The sequence below is a fragment of the Rhodoglobus vestalii genome, assembly GCF_006788895.1.
In the GTDB taxonomy this organism is placed as follows: domain Bacteria; phylum Actinomycetota; class Actinomycetes; order Actinomycetales; family Microbacteriaceae; genus Rhodoglobus; species Rhodoglobus vestalii.
Genome location: NZ_VFRA01000001.1, coordinates 993,546 through 1,009,647, shown reverse-complemented (window position 1 = coordinate 1,009,647; position 16,102 = coordinate 993,546). Strand labels below are relative to the sequence as shown.

Genomic DNA, 16,102 nt, shown 5'->3' with positions numbered 1-16,102 from the left:
ACCCATTTAGCTGTCCTTGCGGATCCAGCGGAACGTGATGCGCGTCACGATCAGACCAACGACCAGCCAGAGGCCGGTGGCGATGGCAACGCCGGGGAGGTTCCAGCTCTCTGATTGCTCAAGAACTTCGAAGCTCGCGGGAAGGAATACTTCGCGCATTCCCTGCGCCATCCACTTGAGAGGGAAGATGCTGGCAAAGTTCTGCAACCAGTCGGGCAGCATGGAGAAGCCCAGATAGACACCGGAAATGAATTGCAGAATGAGGGCAATAGGAATAACAACGGCAGTGGCACTCTTGCCGCTGCGGGGCAGCGCGCTCAGCGCAATCCCCAGCACGGCGGATGTCGTGACACCGAGCACAAAGACCCAAGCGAAGGTCAGCCATTTGCTTGGTTCGTTCGGCAGTTCAACGCCGAACCCGACACTCGCAACCACAAGCACCAGTGTTGCCTGCAGGACGCCGGTCACGAATACTTGCCCGATTTTTCCGATGAAATAGCTCATCACCGGAAGTGGGGTGCCGGCGAGTCGTTTGAGGGTGCCGTCGCTCTTCTCCATGGCAATGTCGATGGCCATGTTTTGTAGGCCGCTCAGTATCAGCCCGGCGGCGATCATCCCTGGTAGATAGAAGGCGGCAGCGGTCAGTGGTTCCTCTTCTGTTCCGAAGTTCTGTTCGCTAAAGGCGACAGCAAAAATCGTGAGCATTACGACGGGGAAGAGGAAGGTCAAGAACACCGAATCGCCCTGACGGAAGTAGCCGCGCACTTCGTACTTGATGCGGCTCAGTCCGAGGTTCAGGGTGCGGCCGAAATTGATGCCATAAGTGCGGCGGGTGGAGACCTTCGGTTCTGAAGTTGTGGTGCTCATCGCGCATTCTCCACTTCGTGTGCGGTCGCGTGGTCTGCGACGAGTTGCAGGTAGATGTCTTCGAGGCTGGGGCGAATGACTTCGAGCCCAGCCGGTTCGATGCCGTTGGTCATGAGGGATGCCACGAGTGTTCCGGGGCTGTGGGTGCGTTCTTCGCGCACGGTGTCCCCGCCCCTTTCGCGCCAGCGCACGATCGGTACCCGTGCTTCGGCGCCACCGAGCTCGTCAATTGCACCAATATCGATCATTTTTCCGCCAGCGATAACGCCAGCACGGTCACCCAATTGTGCTGCCTCGTCGAGGTAGTGAGTGGTGAGGAGGATGCTGGTGCCATCCGCTTTGAGCCTACGAATCAGGCGCCAAAATTGTTGGCGGGCTTCGGGGTCGAAGCCTGTGGTGGGTTCGTCGAGGAACACAAGCTCGGGGTTGCCGATGATGCCAAGCGCAACATCCACTCGTCGTCGTTGACCACCGGAGAGTTTGCGGATGAGGGTGCCGGTCTTCTCTTCGAGTCCCACCGATGCAATAACTTCGTCAACTTTGCGCGGGTTGGGGTAGAGGCCAGCGAAGTGGGTGAGTTGCTCACGCACCGTCACATTGCCGCTCTCGCCGCTGGACTGCAGCACGATTCCGAGCCGCGCCTTCCAGGCGAGACCGCCCTTGCCGGGGTCGACGCCTAGAACGCGTGCAGAGCCGCTCGTGCGATCCCGGTAGCCTTCAAGAATCTCGATCGTGGTTGACTTGCCGGCACCATTGGGGCCCAGCAGGGCGAAGGTTTCGCCGCGCTGAATCTCGAAGCTGACCGAATCGACGGCGGCAAATGAGCCGTACGTTTTGCGCAGATTCTCGACCTGCACGACAGGGGCGGTGGTGTTCATGCTTCTATCGTCCCCTGTCCGGGCTCTCGGCGGCAGCGACTCACGGTGAGAAGTCAGTCAACTGATCGGTTGATGCGGGGTGGATGTCGGAGTTCGGGGCGGGGTTTCTGGCCGCATCCAGCCAGGGCTAGTCGCCGTCGGTGCCGGGTTCTGCACCGGGATCTCCATTGACCTCATCGGCCGCGGCCGCGGCATCCACCAACATCACTTGCAATTCGGCGTCGAACACGGCGGCGTCGAACCCATCGGTGGGCGAGTCGCGCAATAGGTTAGTCGCAATCGCATGAACGCGGGCGCGTTCATTTCCGCTTTCTGCGATGCGCTTGAGCAGCGGTGAAGCGCTGTCGCCGAGGGTAATGAGTGCGCGACTGAGGCTCATCTGGGCATCGCGGTCGCCGCGTCCCAGGTGGGCCACCAGTATCCGGGCAAGTTCGTGTTCGCGGCCGTCGGGCACGAGCACGGCGGCAACGCGCCACGCAGTGCGGGCAACAGAGTCGTCGGCATCGTTGAGTACTTTGGGTGTGATCGCCGCCCACCCTTGAGGGTCACCAATCTTCGAGAGGGTGTGCAGCGCTTGGCTTCGCGCTTGCGCATGTGCCGACTGCACTTCATCAATCAACAACGGAACAGTGATCGACGCCGGATGCCGCATCAGCGCCCACGTGAGTGTCTCGCGAACGTTGAGATCGGGTTCGATTGCACATCGCTCTAGCAGCACGGACACATATTCGGTGCGCGGATGGGTGCCAGCAGCCATCGCGGCTTGCAACCGCACCGATGGGGGAGTGGCAGTGAGCGCAGCTCTGAGTCGGGCGGCGGCACCGGCAGCAGTGGCACCATCAGCAGCATCGTCACGCGGTGGCGTGGTGTCCATCAAGTTCCTCCACCGCCGCGTTGGCGGTTCTGTTAGCTGAAGAGCTTCTGCAGGCGTTGTACGCCTTCGAGTAGCGCGTCGTCGCCAAGGGCGTAGGAGAGGCGCAGGTAGCCGCTGGGCCCGAATGCTTCGCCCGGCACAACGGCAACTTCGGCCTGGTCGAGAATGAGGTCGGCGAGTTCGAGACTTGTTGTGGGGGTGACCCCGCCCCATTCGCGATTGAGTAGCCCCGCAACATCTGGGTACACATAGAACGCACCCTCGGGTGTGGGGCAGTGGAGCCCTTCGATCTTGTTGAGCTCAGAGACCATCAGCTTTCGGCGGCGGTCGAAGGCGACGCGCATCTCTTCGACAGCTTCCTGCGGGCCGGTGAGGGCTTCGATGGCGGCACGCTGGGAGATATTGGAGACATTGCTGGTGAGGTGCGACTGGAGGTTTGCCGCTCCCTTCATGGCGTCCACGGGGCCGACCATCCAGCCGAGTCGCCAGCCGGTCATTGAGTAGCTCTTGGCGACACCGTTCACCAGAATTGTGGTGTCGGCCAGTGCCGGAACGGCCTCGACGATCGAGACGGCACGCACTCCGTCGTAGACGAGGTTTTGGTAGATGTCATCGCTGATCACCCAGATGCCGTGCTCGAGAGCCCACTCGCCGATGGCTTTCGTCTGCTCGGGTGTGTACACGGCGCCGGTGGGGTTCGACGGTGAAACGAAGAGCAGCACCTTCGTCTTGTCGGTGCGAGCCGCTTCAAGCTGTTCGACGGTCACGAGGTAACCCTGGTCGGCACCGGCGAAGACATCGACCATGGTGCCACCGGCGAGTTTGATTGCTTCGGGGTAGGTGGTCCAGTACGGGGTGGGAACGATCACTTCGTCACCCGCGTCGACCAGAGTGGCGAAGGCCTGATAGACGGCCTGTTTGCCCCCGTTGGTGACAACGATCTGGTTGATGCCCACCTCGAGGCCGCTGTCGCGCAAGGTCTTTGCTGCAATCGCTTCACGCAGTTCTGGAAGTCCGGCTGCGGGCGTGTAGCGGTGGTTCTTGGGGTCGAGCACTGCCAGGGATGCGGCATCCACAATGTTCGCCGGGGTCGCGAAGTCAGGTTCACCCGCCGCATAGCTAATGATCGGGCGACCGGCCGCGAGAAGGGACTTAGCCTTGGCATCCACCTTGAGAGTGGCCGATTCGGCGATAGCGGAAATTCGGGCGGAGAGGCGAGGTGAGGTCACCCGCCAAGTCTAGGGCTTAGGCGTTTTCTGTGCTCGGTGAATTGGCTCGCAGACGGTGTGGGGCACCGTGCATTTTGTGAGGGCTCGGGATGCCGTACACTGGAAGAAGTACTTGATTACTGCCATACTTTCGCGCGCCTACTTTTCATTTTTGAACAGAGTTGTGTGACAGTGTGGATGCCAGAGATTCAGGTCTCTCGCAGAGGGTGGTGGCTCAATTGGTAGAGCAGCGGTCTCCAAAACCGCAGGTTGCAGGTTCGAGTCCTGTCCGCCCTGCAAGTCCCACTCCGTGATTCACGGAATGGGTCGAGCAAGCCGAAGTATCGGAAGGTAGTAAGAGTGGCCAAGAAAGACGTAGACGTGCCCAGCGAGGACGTCGTCGCCAAGGCGAAGAAGGATAGCGAGCAACGTCGTGGACCCTTCGGGCGCATGGTTCTTTTTATCCGCCAGGTACTCAACGAGCTCAAGAAGGTAGTGACGCCAACACGGCGTGAACTGGTCAGCTTTACACTCGTGGTCCTTGTCTTCGTCGTCATCATGATGGGTATCGTTTCCGGGCTCGATTTTGGGTTTAGTGCGCTGGTGAACTTCTTGTTCGGCGATCCCAACTTGGCTATTTAGGCCCTTCATAAACCGCAGCGGCCACGGCCGAACTGCAGAGCAACGAAAAGAGATTTAGTGTCCGAGAACCACCGCGAAGACTCCGAGCTAGCTACGGCAGCCGAGCAGTCCTCCGAGGAGGATGAGGCGCAGACGGGGAACACCCTGGCTGAGGCAGAGCGTTCAGAAGATTCCGCTGAGCACCAAGCGATGCACGTCGAAGATGGTTCGACCGATGTCGATGCCGATCTTGCCGGCCTCCTTGAAGCTCTGGATGCCGCGGCTGACCCCGAGGCAGACGCTGTAGTAAACGACGCACTTGACATTGATGACGCGGCCGAGGCTGATGCGTCCGTCGCGGCCACTGATGACGAAGCAGCGGATGACGCCGAGACCGCTGACGCTGACGCCGAGACCGCTGACGCTGACGCTGACGCTGACGCCGAGACCGCTGACGCTGCGGCCCTCGAAGAGGTTGAGGTCGACCCCTACGCCGAGTTCCGCATGGATCTCAAGCTTCAGCCGGGCAAGTGGTACGTCATCCACTCCTACGCCGGGTTCGAGAAGCGCGTCAAGCACAACATTGAGACCCGCAAGGTATCGATGGCGATGGAAGACTACGTTTTCCAGGTTGAAGTGCCGATGGAAGATGTTGTCGAAATCAAGAATGGCCAGCGCAAGCTGGTCAACCGCGTTCGCATCCCGGGCTACGTTCTGGTTCGCATGGACCTTAACGAAGACAGCTGGTCCGTTGTTCGTCACACCCCAGGAGTTACCGGCTTCGTCGGCAACGCTCACAACCCGGTACCGCTGCGCTTCGAAGAAGCTTTCAACATGCTGAAGAGCCTTGTTGAAATCGTCGAAGCCCCCGCAACCAAGGGTTCGTCGACCAAGGGCAAGACTGCGGCGCGTTCCATTCCGGCCGAGATCGACTTCGAGATCGGCGAGACCATCACCATCAAGGAGGGTTCGTTCGCGGGTCTTCCCGGATCGATCAGCGAGATCAAGGCCGAGAGCGGAAAGCTCATCGTTCTCGTTTCACTTTTCGAGCGCGAGACCCCGGTCGAGCTCAGCTTCGATCAGGTCACCAAGCTTTAAGGGCGAACGCCCCTAAAAAAACACCGCGCCTTCCGGGGTGCGGGAGAGTTGGCCACACGGGTCAGTTCGTACAGTAAAGGAAACACAATGGCACCGAAGAAAAAGAAGGTTACAGGTCTGATTAAGCTTCAGATCCAAGCCGGCGCCGCCAACCCCGCACCGCCCATCGGGCCTGCGCTGGGTCAGCACGGCGTTAACATCATGGAGTTCTGCAAGGCGTACAACGCCGCTACCGAGGCACAGCGTGGAAACGTTATCCCGGTAGAGATCACCGTGTACGAGGATCGTTCATTCACGTTCATCCTCAAAACCCCACCGGCAGCAGAACTCATCAAGAAAGCTGCGGGAGTCGCTAAGGGTTCGGGCACACCGCACACCGTCAAGGTTGCGCAGCTCAGCAAAGACCAGGTTCGTACGATCGCCGAGCAGAAGATGGCTGACCTCAACGCCAACGACATTGACGGCGCAATGAAGATCATCGCGGGCACTGCTCGTTCGATGGGAATCACGGTGGAGGCATAATGTCCAAGAATTCCAAGGCATACAAGGCCGCCGTCGACAAGCTCGAAGACGGCAAGTTCTACACGCCCACCGAGGCTGTCACTGTTGCTCGCGAGACCGGCTCGAAGAAGTTCGATTCCACCGTTGAGGTAGCTCTTCGTTTGGGTGTCGACCCTCGCAAAGCCGACCAGATGGTTCGTGGCACGGTTATCCTGCCCCACGGCACGGGTAAGACTGCTCGCGTTATCGTTTTCGCAACCGGTCCCGCCGCCGAGGCAGCTCTCGCTGCTGGTGCTGACGAGGTCGGTGGCGCAGAGCTCATCGAGAAGGTTGCTGCCGGCTACACCAGCTTCGACGCTGCTGTTTCGACCCCTGAGCTCATGGGCCAGGTTGGTCGTTTGGGTAAGGTTCTTGGCCCCCGTGGCCTCATGCCGAACCCGAAGACCGGAACGGTTACCCCAGACACAGCCAAGGCTGTTTCTGACATCAAGGGCGGAAAGATCGAATTCCGTGTCGACAAGCACTCCAACGTGCACTTCATTGTTGGCAAGACGGCATTCACCGCCGAGCAGCTTGACGAGAACATCAAGGCAGCGCTCGAAGAAGTTCTTCGCGCCAAGCCCAGTTCCTCGAAGGGTCGCTACATCACCAAGGCAACAGTTTCCACGACCTTTGGTCCTGGTATCCCGGTCGACGTCAACTCGATCTAGTACTGCTGTAGTGAACGGGGGTCGGCTTCTGCCGGCCCCCGTTTTCGCATCCCCAAGGAGTTCATCGTGACCGTGACTGTTCGCCCTGCTGGGGCAGCCGATGCTGAACTTCTGCATGCGCTCGCCCGCGAAACCTTCCCTCTGGCATGTCCGTCAAACACCACTCCAGAAGCGATCGCAGAATTCATCGCTCTGCATCTCTCCGCAGACTCCTTTCGTGGTTACCTCAACGATGCCACCCGAGAAATTCTTGTGGCTGAGGTTGATGGTGAGGCCGCCGGGTACGTGCTGCTGCACGCCCACGAGCCCCATGATGCGGATGTCGCGGCTGCGGTCACCGTGCGGCCAATCATCGAGCTCAGCAAGTGTTACGTTCTCGCCGACTTCCACGGCGCAGGGGTGGCGGGTGCGCTCGTCGACACCGGGATTGCTCAAGCGCGGGCAAACGGGTTCGCCGCTATGTGGCTCGGTGTTAACCAAGAAAATATTCGCGCCAATCGCTTCTACGAGAAGATGGGGTTTCGCCTCGTCGGCACCAAGAGGTTTCTTGTCGGCGAGCGGTGGGAAGACGACTACGTTCGGGAGCTTCTTCTCGGCGCAAACGCCTCTTCCCGTGCTCTAGAATTCTGAAATGCCTGACTCATCGACGCCCCACACGCGAGTTGTTAGGCAATGACCGTAGTTGCGCCGCAGCGCATCGCCCTCGATGCGCGGGAAGGCTACGCCGCGGTTGCGGGCAGCATTGCTGTCGGCGCCGCACTGCTGCTCATCTGGATGTCGCGGCTCACGATCCCGCGGGAGGTCTACGTCAGCGAACTTGGAGCAGTGGGGGAACCGACCGCCCGGACTTTTGAGGTCGCACTGCTGCTCATCGTGGCAGGAGGTTCTGCCGTTGCGTGGGCTGCGAGGAGTGTTCGAGCGTGGCCACCGCTACTATCAATCGGTTCTCCTGCGCTCTCACTCTGGGTCGGGTGCGCATTCTTTCTTATTGCGTCGCAGGTCACCTGCACTTCGGGATGCCCGCTGCCGTACGGGCCCACGTTCACCTGGCAGGACTTCATCCACACACTCGCTGCGGTCATTGCTTTCGCGGCAGCCTGTTGGGCGATGATTCAAACATCGTTCGCACGAGAGCACCGCGTACTGGCGCGCATGTCCCTGATCACTGCCATTGCTGTGGCCGTGATTGCCGGAACCGGAGGGCTATTCTCTCTTTTCCGTTTTCAGGTTGAGCTGGGAAGCCGGCTCGAGTTTGTCGCGACGACCATCGCAATCGCCTGGCTTATGATGCTGGGTGCCGTCATTGCTCTGCGCAAACTGGGGCGCGCGCGAGCAAGCTAGCCGTTGGTTTCTCACCAGCCACAGGGCGTTTTACTGCGGTGCTCGCATCAGATCAAGGAGTCGATCGGCAAGGCTCACCAGCGCATGAATCTGATCCTCATCCCGGTCAACCCAGAGCCACTTCGGCTCGGCACGAACCGGAACAAAGTCGTCGTGCTGCTCCCACACCACCAGTGTGCGGTCGGCACCCAGCACATACTGTTGCCACCAGACCTGACGAAGGTAGGAGCGCGGGATGCTGCGCCACGCTCTCTGCGTCGTCTTGATCTCTGACAGCACCACAGCACCGTCAATTACCGCAACGCCGTCGGGTGTTGCCAAATGGAGTGGCTGATCGTGGGCATGGAAAAGCGCAGAACTCGAGTGGATTCCGTGCTGCGCGCGCACCCACCGCGCAATCTCCGGCTCTCTCAAGCGACCATGATCGGTGAAGGCGTTGCCAGAAAAACCGGAGCCAAGCAGCTTGCTCTGCACCACCCCACGCAACGATTGTTCGGTGGCAAGTCGGGCGGCATCCGTAGCGGTCACTCCTCGACTTCGAGCGCGAAGCCAAGCAACCCGATCTTCGGAGTGGGCAACAATCCGGTCATGGTGATTGGGCGTAACAGGTTGCCACAGATCGAGTTCCGGTTGCATACTCACCCCACCATTGTCTCGCGTCAGGTCCACTATTGATGACGGGGACTGGCAGAATGGGCGAATGCGAGCTGGCAAAACCGACACGGCAAAACCTTCGACGCCTCGTCGTCGGGGTTCGCGGTCGGCAGGTTAGCCACCCGTGAGTGTGTTGCATTCTCCGCTTGATCGCGACATCCGGCGGCTTGCCCTGCCCGCACTTGGCGCCCTGGTTGCGGAGCCCATCTTTCTCCTCACCGACACGGCTCTCGTCGGCCACCTAGGCAGTGCACCGTTGGGTGGGCTCAGTGTCGCCAGTGCTGTGCTTCAGACAGCCGTTGGACTGCTCATCTTTCTTGCCTACTCCACCACTGGCGCGGTCGCACGCTGGCTGGGTCTGGGAAATCGCGCCCGGGCTGTTGCCGCGGGCGTCGATGGGGTGTGGCTCGCCATAGCGTTGGGCGGAGTGCTCGTCGCGGTCGGAATTCCGGTGACGCCGTGGCTGATCAGTCTGTTCGGCGCTGATGCCAGCGTTGTTGGTTTCGCCAACCAGTACTTAGCAATCTCCATCCTGGGTTTGCCGGCAATGCTCATTACCTTTGCTGCATCCGGGCTCCTGAGAGGCCTTCAAGACACTCGCACCCCACTGATTGTCGCTGTCGCCGGATTCGCCTCGAATGCTCTGCTCAATGTGGTCTTTATTTACGGATTCGGATGGGGCCTCGCTGGTGCCGCTATCGGCACGGTGGTCGCGAGCTGGGGAATGGGCATCGCCTACATCGTCATGATCATCGTTATTGCGCGCCGCGAAACTGCGAGTCTGCTTCCGCGGTGGGGTGGGATGCTTGTTGCCGGGCGTGCGGGATCCTGGCTGTTGGTGCGCACCGCCTCGCTGCGAGCGGCCATGCTGGCCACAATTGGTGTGGCCACCGGGTTTGGGGTGTCGGAGCTCGCATCCGTACACATCGCACTCACCATTTTTGCGACCCTCGCCTTCGTGCTCGATGCGCTTGCCATTGCCGGTCAAGCGATGATTGGCAAAGAACTCGGTGCTAGTGACGTTCCTCGGGCTCGCGCCATCACGCGCCGACTCATCGAACTCGGGGTCGGAAGTGGGGTCGTGCTCGGCCTGATGGTGCTGGTTACCTCCCCGTGGGCCGGTTTTGTCTTTAGTTCCGAACCAGAGGTTCGCCTCGGACTGTCGGTGCTCCTGCCGGTACTGGCCCTCGGCATCCCGTTGGCAGGATTCGTCTTCGTCCTTGATGGGGTGCTGATTGGCGCGGGGGATGCACGGTATTTGGCGCTCACCGGGCTGATCAACCTCGTCGTGTATCTGCCGTTGCTGTGGTGGGTAGCGGCCGCGAATCTCACCGCGGTTCCGGCGCTGGTTTCGCTCTGGTTCGCATTTGGTGTGGGGTACATTGGTGCTCGCGCCATCACTCTGGGGATTCGTGCTCGCGGCGACCGTTGGCTCGTCATTGGCGAGAAGCACTAACGCCTGCCTGACGAATTTGCGGCAACGACGGCGATACCGTATGGTTATCGAAGCCAAAGACCGCCGGTCGTTTGTGCGCGCGAAAGCGTGTGCAGTCGAAGTTCGTGAAAGCGAAGGCCAGCGCAGGTGTGTGAAGTAGGTTTTCGACCAGTTCTGGTTGCATTCAGCTCCGCGCCACTGCGTTTGTGCAGTAGGGCCGGAGCTTTTTCTTTTTCTTGCCGGCACTTTTCGCCAGCGTGAGCGGCTCTGAGGCAGACACACATCAACCAGTAGGGAGCACCATGGCGAACAAGGAAGCATCGGTCGCCGAGATGACGGAACTTTTCCGCAGCTCGACCGCCGTTCTGCTAACCGAGTATCGCGGACTCACTGTTGCCCAGCTCAAGGAGCTGCGCAAATCAATCAGTGGGCACGCAACATACGCCGTGGTGAAGAACACGCTGACAAAGATTGCAGCAAATGCCGCCGGAATCTCGTCATTCGACGAGGAACTTGTTGGTCCTTCTGCAATCGCATTCGTCCACGGTGACCCGGTCACTGTTGCGAAGGCTATGCGTGACTTTGCCAAGGCAAACCCTCTTCTTGTGGTGAAGGGCGGTTACTTTGACGGTAACGCGCTCACCGCAGCAGAGGTCACCAAGCTGGCCGATCTGGAAAGCCGGGAGGTGCTCCTTGCGAAGTTTGCTGGAGCAGCCAAGGCTTCACTGTTCGGCGCCGCATATCTGTTCAACGCACCGCTCGCTCAGGCCGTTCGCACGGTCGACGCGCTGCGCGAGAAGCAGGATTCCGCGCAGTAACGCGCGGGTTGTTAGCTCAAGAAATATAGGAGATTATTATGGCGAAAATGTCAAGCGACGACCTCATCGAGGCGTTCAAGGAACTGACCCTCATCGAACTCAGCGACTTCGTTAAGAAGTTCGAAGAGGTCTTCGAGGTCACTGCTGCGGCCCCAGTTGCGGCTGCAGCTGCGGCCCCCGCTGCTGGCGCAGCTGAGGAAGTTGAAGAGAAGGACTCATTTGACGTCATTCTCGAATCAGCTGGCGAGAAGAAGATCCAGGTCATCAAGGAGGTGCGTACCCTCACGAGCCTCGGTCTCGGTGAGGCGAAGGCACTCGTTGACGGCGCTCCCAAGGCTGTACTCGAGGGCGCAAACAAGGAAGCTGCCGAGAAGGCAAAGACTGCTCTTGAAGGTGCCGGCGCAACCGTAACCCTCAAGTAACACTGGGCCTCGATAGAGGCTTGATCGATCAGTAAGGCGTCACCTTCTCGGTGACGCCTTACTGCGTTAACCGGCGGCTACGGGAACGAGCACCCCGATCGCTGAACTAGTCTCGAACTATGAGCACAGTAGGCCGACCCCGACGCGCTGGCCGGGTCAGCGGAGGCGACTATTCGGCTCAGAAAGCAGAGAATGCGGCGGCGCCCCAAATCCCCCATCTGCTTCGCCGGATCGGCGCGCTCTTCGAGCCTCACCGCACAACGCTGGGGCTCACGATTGCGCTGGTGTTGATCGGCGCCGCGATTAGCGTGGTTCCGCCGTTGCTGACCAAGCGAGCCTTCGATGAGGGCCTCTTCCCTCCCGACAGCGCCCCGAACATCCCGATCCTTCTGCAACTCGTCAGCATTATGGTGGTGCTGTGGATTGCCTCTGCGGCGCTCGGCGTCTGGCAGACCTACCTCACCGCCACCGTCGGCAACAGGGTGATGGGTGCACTGCGAGTGCGACTGTTTGACCAACTTCAGCGCATGGAACTGGCGTTCTTTACGCGAACCAAAACCGGGGTCATTCAGTCTCGCCTTCAAAATGACGTCGGTGGAGTCGCAGGTGTGCTCAACAACACCGTTTCGAGTGTCATTGGAAACACAGTGACCGTGATCGCCGCCTTCGTCAGCATGCTCGTGCTCAGCTGGCAACTCACAATCGTTGCGGTGATTGTGTTACCGGGAATTGTGATCGCCCAGCGGCGAGTAGGCCAAATTCGGGCCCGGATCGCGACCAAAACGCAGGAATCCCTCAGTAACATGACGGCGATCACGCAAGAATCACTCAGTGTGTCCGGCATTCTGCTGTCGAAAACTTTCAACCAGCAAACTGTGGAGACGCAACGCTACTCACAGGAGAACGACCAGCAGGTGAGTCTTCAAGTTAGTCAGCAAATGAGCGGTCAATGGTTCTTCGCCACCGTCAACATTTTCTTCTCGATCATCCCCGCCATCGTGTACGTCGTTGCGGCGTACCTCATCTCTGGCGGGGTGGAGGTCACGGCCGGAACGATTGTGGCTTTCACGACCGTGCAAGCGCGATTGATCTTCCCCCTGCTGGGACTCATGCGGGTCACGCTCGACCTGCAAACCTCCTCCGCTCTCTTCGCCCGAATCTTCGAATACCTCGATCTCACACCGGCAATTGCCGATAGACCTGGCGCGAAGTCGGTCCGTGAGGATGCGCTGGGAGCTGTCGCGTTCGATAACGTCACCTTTCGCTACCCCGACGCCGACCCATCGACCAGGGCAACCCTTAACTCGATGAGCTTTTCGATCAGCCCGGGACAATACGCTGCCTTCGTTGGGCCCTCTGGTGCCGGAAAGACCACCGTGTCGTATTTGATTCCGCGGCTGCACGAGGCCAGCGAGGGTCGTGTGCTGTTTGCGGGGGATGACGTGCGGGAGCTTTCGCAAGACTCTCTTGTTCACAATATTGGCATTGTGAGCCAAGAAACGTATCTGTTCCATTCGACTATCGCCGAGAATCTTCGCTATGCGCGCCCTGAGGCGAGCGCAGAGCAGTTGGAGGTGGCCGCCCGTGCCGCGAACATCCACGAGACAATCATGTCGTTTCCCGACGGCTACGCGACGATCGTGGGGGAGCGAGGCTACCGCCTCTCGGGTGGCGAGAAACAACGAATCGCGATTGCACGCGTGCTGCTCAAAGACCCCAGTGTGCTCATTCTTGATGAAGCCACAAGCGCACTGGATTCGATTTCGGAACGCACGGTGCAGGATGCTCTCGACACCGCATCGCGCGGGCGAACAACAATTGCGGTGGCGCATCGGCTGTCGACTGTGCGCTCGGCCGACGTGATTTTTGTGGTCGATGGCGGTGCGATTGTGGAACAGGGAACGCACTCCCAGCTGCTTGCACGTGATGGGGTCTACTCGCGGCTCTATGCCGAGCAGAACCGCTCCGATTAGTGTGACTACCGTCGTTCATCCCGGTGATTCCCTCACTGCACGCCAGCGCCTCGTCTACGTGCTCGTGTTGGGGGCGCTAACCGCACTGGGGCCGTTCACGGTCGATCTCTACCTGCCTGCCTTCCCTCTAATTGAGGCAGACCTGCAGACCACCGCCGCTGTGGTGCAACTCACCCTGACCGCAACCACGCTGGGGTTCGCTCTCGGGCAGCTCATTGTTGGCCCGCTCAGCGATCGCTTGGGCCGCCGCCTGCCACTGATAGTGGCCACCTGCGTGCACGTGCTGGCCAGCCTCGGGGTGGCCGTCGCTGGCAATATCGAACTGCTGTTTGTCTTTCGGCTGGTGCAGGGCATGGGCGCTGCTGCGGGTGCGGTGGTCGCCATGGCGGTTGTGCGGGATCTCTTCGGCGGGCTGCCGCTCGTGCGGATGCTTTCGAGGCTTGCGCTGGTTCAAGGTTTGGCGCCGATCTTGGCACCGCTCATTGGATCGCAGTTGCTGTTGATCACGCCCTGGCGCGGAATGTTCGTATTTTTGGCGATCTACGGTGCACTCGTTCTGCTCGCCGCCTCGTTCTTTATTGTCGAAACTCTGCCGCCGGCCCGCCGTCGTGATCTCGGTCACGCCACTGCTCGGGAGCGCTACCGGGCGCTCTTTACCGACCGAGTCTTTGTGGGAACCGCGATCATCGCTGGCATGACGTTCTCCGGGTTGTTCGCCTACCTCTCGTCTTCGCCATTCCTCCTCCAGAATGTGTATGGTCTTGACCCTCAAGCATTCGGTTTGGTGTTCGCGGTCAACTCGATCGGAGTCGTAATCGGTGTGCAAACCAGTGCATACCTGATGCGTTCCATAGGGCCACAGTGGATTCTCGCGGGCGCCGGTATCTTACTTCTGCTGTCGGCCTCCGCGATTGTGTATTTGGATGTTGTGAACGGTGATCTGTTCGCTGTGCTCATTCCGCTGTTCGTTTTCGTCATGTCGTGCGGCTTCTCCTTCCCGTGTATCCAAGTTCTTGCGCTGGCAAACCACGGTGGAGAGGCAGCGACGGCGGCGTCCGTGCTCGGGGCGGTTAACTTCGGGCTTGCGGGTCTCACTTCGCCCATTGTTGGAGCGTTCGGTATCGAGAATGCGATCCCAATGGGCACCGTGATGGGCTGCACAGCGATCGTCTCCATAGTTGTGATGTGGGTGGTCGTGCGCCCGCGCTCAGTTCCGGCACTGTCGCGTTGACCTGAGCACGCACGAAGATTGACCCGGTAGCGTTAACGGGTGAAACCTCAGCTCTCTCACTCCGACGCCCGCAGCATTACCAGACGCTGGCCGCTGATCAGCGGCGCCGGGGCGGTGGTGCTCACGGTTCTGCTCGGGGTGTTGATCGCAACACGCGGTACTCCGCTGAGTATCGACCAGTTGGTGCTCGATGAGTTTCTCGAAAATCGTGCCGACTTCTTTACCGTTCCCGCGCTTGCGATGGACTCCATCGGTGGTGGTTGGTTCGGCGTCTTCCTCGTGCCTCTAGGAGGTGCGTTGGCCTTCTTCCTCGCTAAGCGACGCTGGTCTGCACTATATTTTCTCGCCGCGTCAGCGGTGAGCGCGGGAGTCGTGCAGTTGCTGAAGTTCTCGTTTGGCCGCGCTAGGCCTGATGAGATCTTGGTGACGGCAGATGTCGGTTCATTCCCCTCGGGGCATGTGGCGAATGCTGCGACGCTCGCCGTTGTGTTGATCATCCTGTTGCAGCGGCGTTGGGTCTGGATTGTCGGCGTGATCTACACGATTCTGATGGTTCTCAGCCGCACATATCTTGGGGCCCACTGGCTGAGCGACACTATTGGTGGTGCTCTGGTCGGGGTGGGAGTTGCCGTGATTCTGTGGGCTCCGTTCGCTCGAAAGCTCTCAGCCGAAGCTCGACAAAAAACCGTTCATTGAGCTGATCGTGCGGTCTATCTACCCGGTGATCATGCGGATAAGGTCAAGCACGAGCAGTAGCCCGACGGCGGTCACTGCGGTGCCTAGTACCGCCACAGCCGCGACCAGCACGGGGTGACGCTCGAGCACATATAGGGCATGGGGATAGTCGCTACGAAGCTCGCCCATCGAGACTGTCTCCGGAATACGATGGGCGGGTACATCGATGGCGGCAGCCACAATGTCCATGTCTTTGCGCGTCCAATACTGCCCGCGCATCCGCAGTAGACGATTGTTATCTGCGCCGAGAACAACGAGTTGTGGGCGCGACTCAGAGCCATCGCTGGTGTACACCTCGGCAAGAAGAATGGATTCGGCGTCGTCTTTTGTGAAGCTAGTTACTTGTCCGAAGAACCCGCGCTCGGTGACGAGAGAAGAATCTGGGCCGATCCAGATGGCGCTGCGAAAGTACCCGATGGCTCCGGCGCCGGCGAGCAGGGTTGCTGCGATCTGAGTGATCACCACGGCCAGCCAGGGGCCATCGGGAAGCACGATGACGTAAAGAACACCAAAGACGGGGCCGATGAACGCGAGCGCCGCGAGAATTCCGCGGGTGAGGAGAGCTTTCGGCAGCAACAAGCGTGGGCGAGGCGTGTCTTTCAGCACGGGATCGCGGCTGACGCTGTTCAGTGGCACCGAAAACCCTTCGTCGGTGCACGGGCGAAGTTGGGCGCCAAGAGCACACTGTGGAATAATGAATCTTACTCTGATTGATCGTGACCTGCAACAAACCTTG

At 59.9% G+C, this 16,102-nt stretch carries 18 protein-coding genes and 1 tRNA gene; 13 read left to right on the top strand and 6 right to left on the bottom strand.

Annotated features, from left to right (window positions below; genetic code table 11):
• Window positions 1–6: 6 nt before the first annotated feature.
• The 4 genes from FB472_RS04835 to FB472_RS04820 form a co-directional block, all read right to left on the bottom strand.
• Window positions 7–867 carry an ABC transporter permease gene (locus tag FB472_RS04835; RefSeq protein WP_246078084.1) on the bottom strand — a complete coding sequence of 287 codons (861 nt, stop codon included), beginning with the start codon at window positions 865–867 and terminating at the stop codon, window positions 7–9.
• Window positions 864–1,745 (bottom strand): ABC transporter ATP-binding protein, encoded by an 882-nt coding sequence (locus tag FB472_RS04830; protein ID WP_141989879.1) that lies wholly within the window; start codon window positions 1,743–1,745, stop codon window positions 864–866. The genes FB472_RS04835 and FB472_RS04830 overlap by 4 nt, the downstream gene beginning before the upstream one ends.
• Before the next feature lie 127 nt (window positions 1,746–1,872).
• Window positions 1,873–2,619 carry a HEAT repeat domain-containing protein gene (locus tag FB472_RS04825; protein WP_170192015.1) on the bottom strand — a complete coding sequence of 249 codons (747 nt, stop codon included), beginning with the start codon at window positions 2,617–2,619 and terminating at the stop codon, window positions 1,873–1,875.
• Between the two features lie 32 nt (window positions 2,620–2,651).
• Window positions 2,652–3,848, bottom strand: coding sequence for a pyridoxal phosphate-dependent aminotransferase (locus FB472_RS04820; protein ID WP_141989878.1), 1,197 nt, complete (start codon window positions 3,846–3,848; stop codon window positions 2,652–2,654).
• 203 nt (window positions 3,849–4,051) lie between these two features.
• On the opposite strand from FB472_RS04820, the gene FB472_RS04815 reads away from it, so the two are divergent.
• From FB472_RS04815 to FB472_RS04785, 7 genes are all read left to right on the top strand, one after another.
• Window positions 4,052–4,124: transfer RNA gene (locus FB472_RS04815), tRNA-Trp, on the top strand.
• 63 nt (window positions 4,125–4,187) lie between these two features.
• Entirely contained in the window at window positions 4,188–4,469 is a 282-nt protein-coding gene (gene secE, locus FB472_RS04810) for a preprotein translocase subunit SecE (protein WP_141989877.1), read from the top strand.
• A gap of 57 nt (window positions 4,470–4,526) precedes the next feature.
• The gene (nusG, locus tag FB472_RS04805) at window positions 4,527–5,546 is read left to right on the top strand and encodes a transcription termination/antitermination protein NusG (RefSeq protein ID WP_141989876.1); all 1,020 of its coding nucleotides are present in this window, start codon (window positions 4,527–4,529) and stop codon (window positions 5,544–5,546) included.
• Between the two features lie 87 nt (window positions 5,547–5,633).
• Window positions 5,634–6,068 (top strand): 50S ribosomal protein L11, encoded by a 435-nt coding sequence (rplK, locus tag FB472_RS04800; RefSeq protein ID WP_141989875.1) that lies wholly within the window; start codon window positions 5,634–5,636, stop codon window positions 6,066–6,068.
• On the top strand, window positions 6,068–6,757 hold the full coding sequence (gene rplA, locus FB472_RS04795) for a 50S ribosomal protein L1 (RefSeq protein WP_141989874.1): 690 nt from the start codon (window positions 6,068–6,070) through the stop codon (window positions 6,755–6,757). The genes rplK and rplA overlap by 1 nt, the downstream gene beginning before the upstream one ends.
• Window positions 6,758–6,823: 66 nt before the next feature.
• Window positions 6,824–7,387, top strand: a complete 564-nt coding sequence (locus tag FB472_RS04790) for a GNAT family N-acetyltransferase (RefSeq protein WP_141989873.1) — start codon at window positions 6,824–6,826, stop codon at window positions 7,385–7,387.
• A 42-nt stretch (window positions 7,388–7,429) separates the two neighbouring features.
• On the top strand, window positions 7,430–8,098 hold the full coding sequence (locus tag FB472_RS04785; protein WP_141989872.1) for a DUF998 domain-containing protein: 669 nt from the start codon (window positions 7,430–7,432) through the stop codon (window positions 8,096–8,098).
• A gap of 30 nt (window positions 8,099–8,128) precedes the next feature.
• On the opposite strand, the gene FB472_RS04780 is transcribed toward FB472_RS04785, so the two are convergent.
• Complete coding sequence (locus tag FB472_RS04780) at window positions 8,129–8,734, bottom strand: YqaJ viral recombinase family protein (protein WP_141991468.1); 606 nt, start codon at window positions 8,732–8,734, stop codon at window positions 8,129–8,131.
• 142 nt (window positions 8,735–8,876) lie between these two features.
• Between FB472_RS04780 and FB472_RS04775 the strand changes: the two genes are divergently transcribed.
• The 6 genes from FB472_RS04775 (at window position 8,877) to FB472_RS04750 (ending at window position 15,327) form a co-directional block, all read left to right on the top strand.
• Window positions 8,877–10,208, top strand: coding sequence for an MATE family efflux transporter (locus FB472_RS04775; RefSeq protein ID WP_141989871.1), 1,332 nt, complete (start codon window positions 8,877–8,879; stop codon window positions 10,206–10,208).
• A 281-nt stretch (window positions 10,209–10,489) separates the two neighbouring features.
• Window positions 10,490–11,005 carry a 50S ribosomal protein L10 gene (rplJ, locus tag FB472_RS04770; RefSeq protein ID WP_141989870.1) on the top strand — a complete coding sequence of 172 codons (516 nt, stop codon included), beginning with the start codon at window positions 10,490–10,492 and terminating at the stop codon, window positions 11,003–11,005.
• A 38-nt stretch (window positions 11,006–11,043) separates the two neighbouring features.
• On the top strand, window positions 11,044–11,427 hold the full coding sequence (rplL, locus tag FB472_RS04765) for a 50S ribosomal protein L7/L12 (protein ID WP_141989869.1): 384 nt from the start codon (window positions 11,044–11,046) through the stop codon (window positions 11,425–11,427).
• 119 nt (window positions 11,428–11,546) lie between these two features.
• Entirely contained in the window at window positions 11,547–13,400 is a 1,854-nt protein-coding gene (locus FB472_RS04760; RefSeq protein ID WP_141989868.1) for an ABC transporter ATP-binding protein, read from the top strand.
• Between the two features lies 1 nt (window position 13,401).
• The gene (locus tag FB472_RS04755; protein ID WP_141989867.1) at window positions 13,402–14,631 is read left to right on the top strand and encodes a multidrug effflux MFS transporter; all 1,230 of its coding nucleotides are present in this window, start codon (window positions 13,402–13,404) and stop codon (window positions 14,629–14,631) included.
• Between the two features lie 39 nt (window positions 14,632–14,670).
• The gene (locus tag FB472_RS04750) at window positions 14,671–15,327 is read left to right on the top strand and encodes a phosphatase PAP2 family protein (RefSeq protein WP_170192014.1); all 657 of its coding nucleotides are present in this window, start codon (window positions 14,671–14,673) and stop codon (window positions 15,325–15,327) included.
• 18 nt (window positions 15,328–15,345) lie between these two features.
• Here FB472_RS04750 and FB472_RS04745 read toward each other — a convergent pair whose 3' ends face one another.
• Window positions 15,346–16,002, bottom strand: coding sequence for a hypothetical protein (locus tag FB472_RS04745; protein WP_246078083.1), 657 nt, complete (start codon window positions 16,000–16,002; stop codon window positions 15,346–15,348).
• Window positions 16,003–16,102 lie beyond the last annotated feature (100 nt).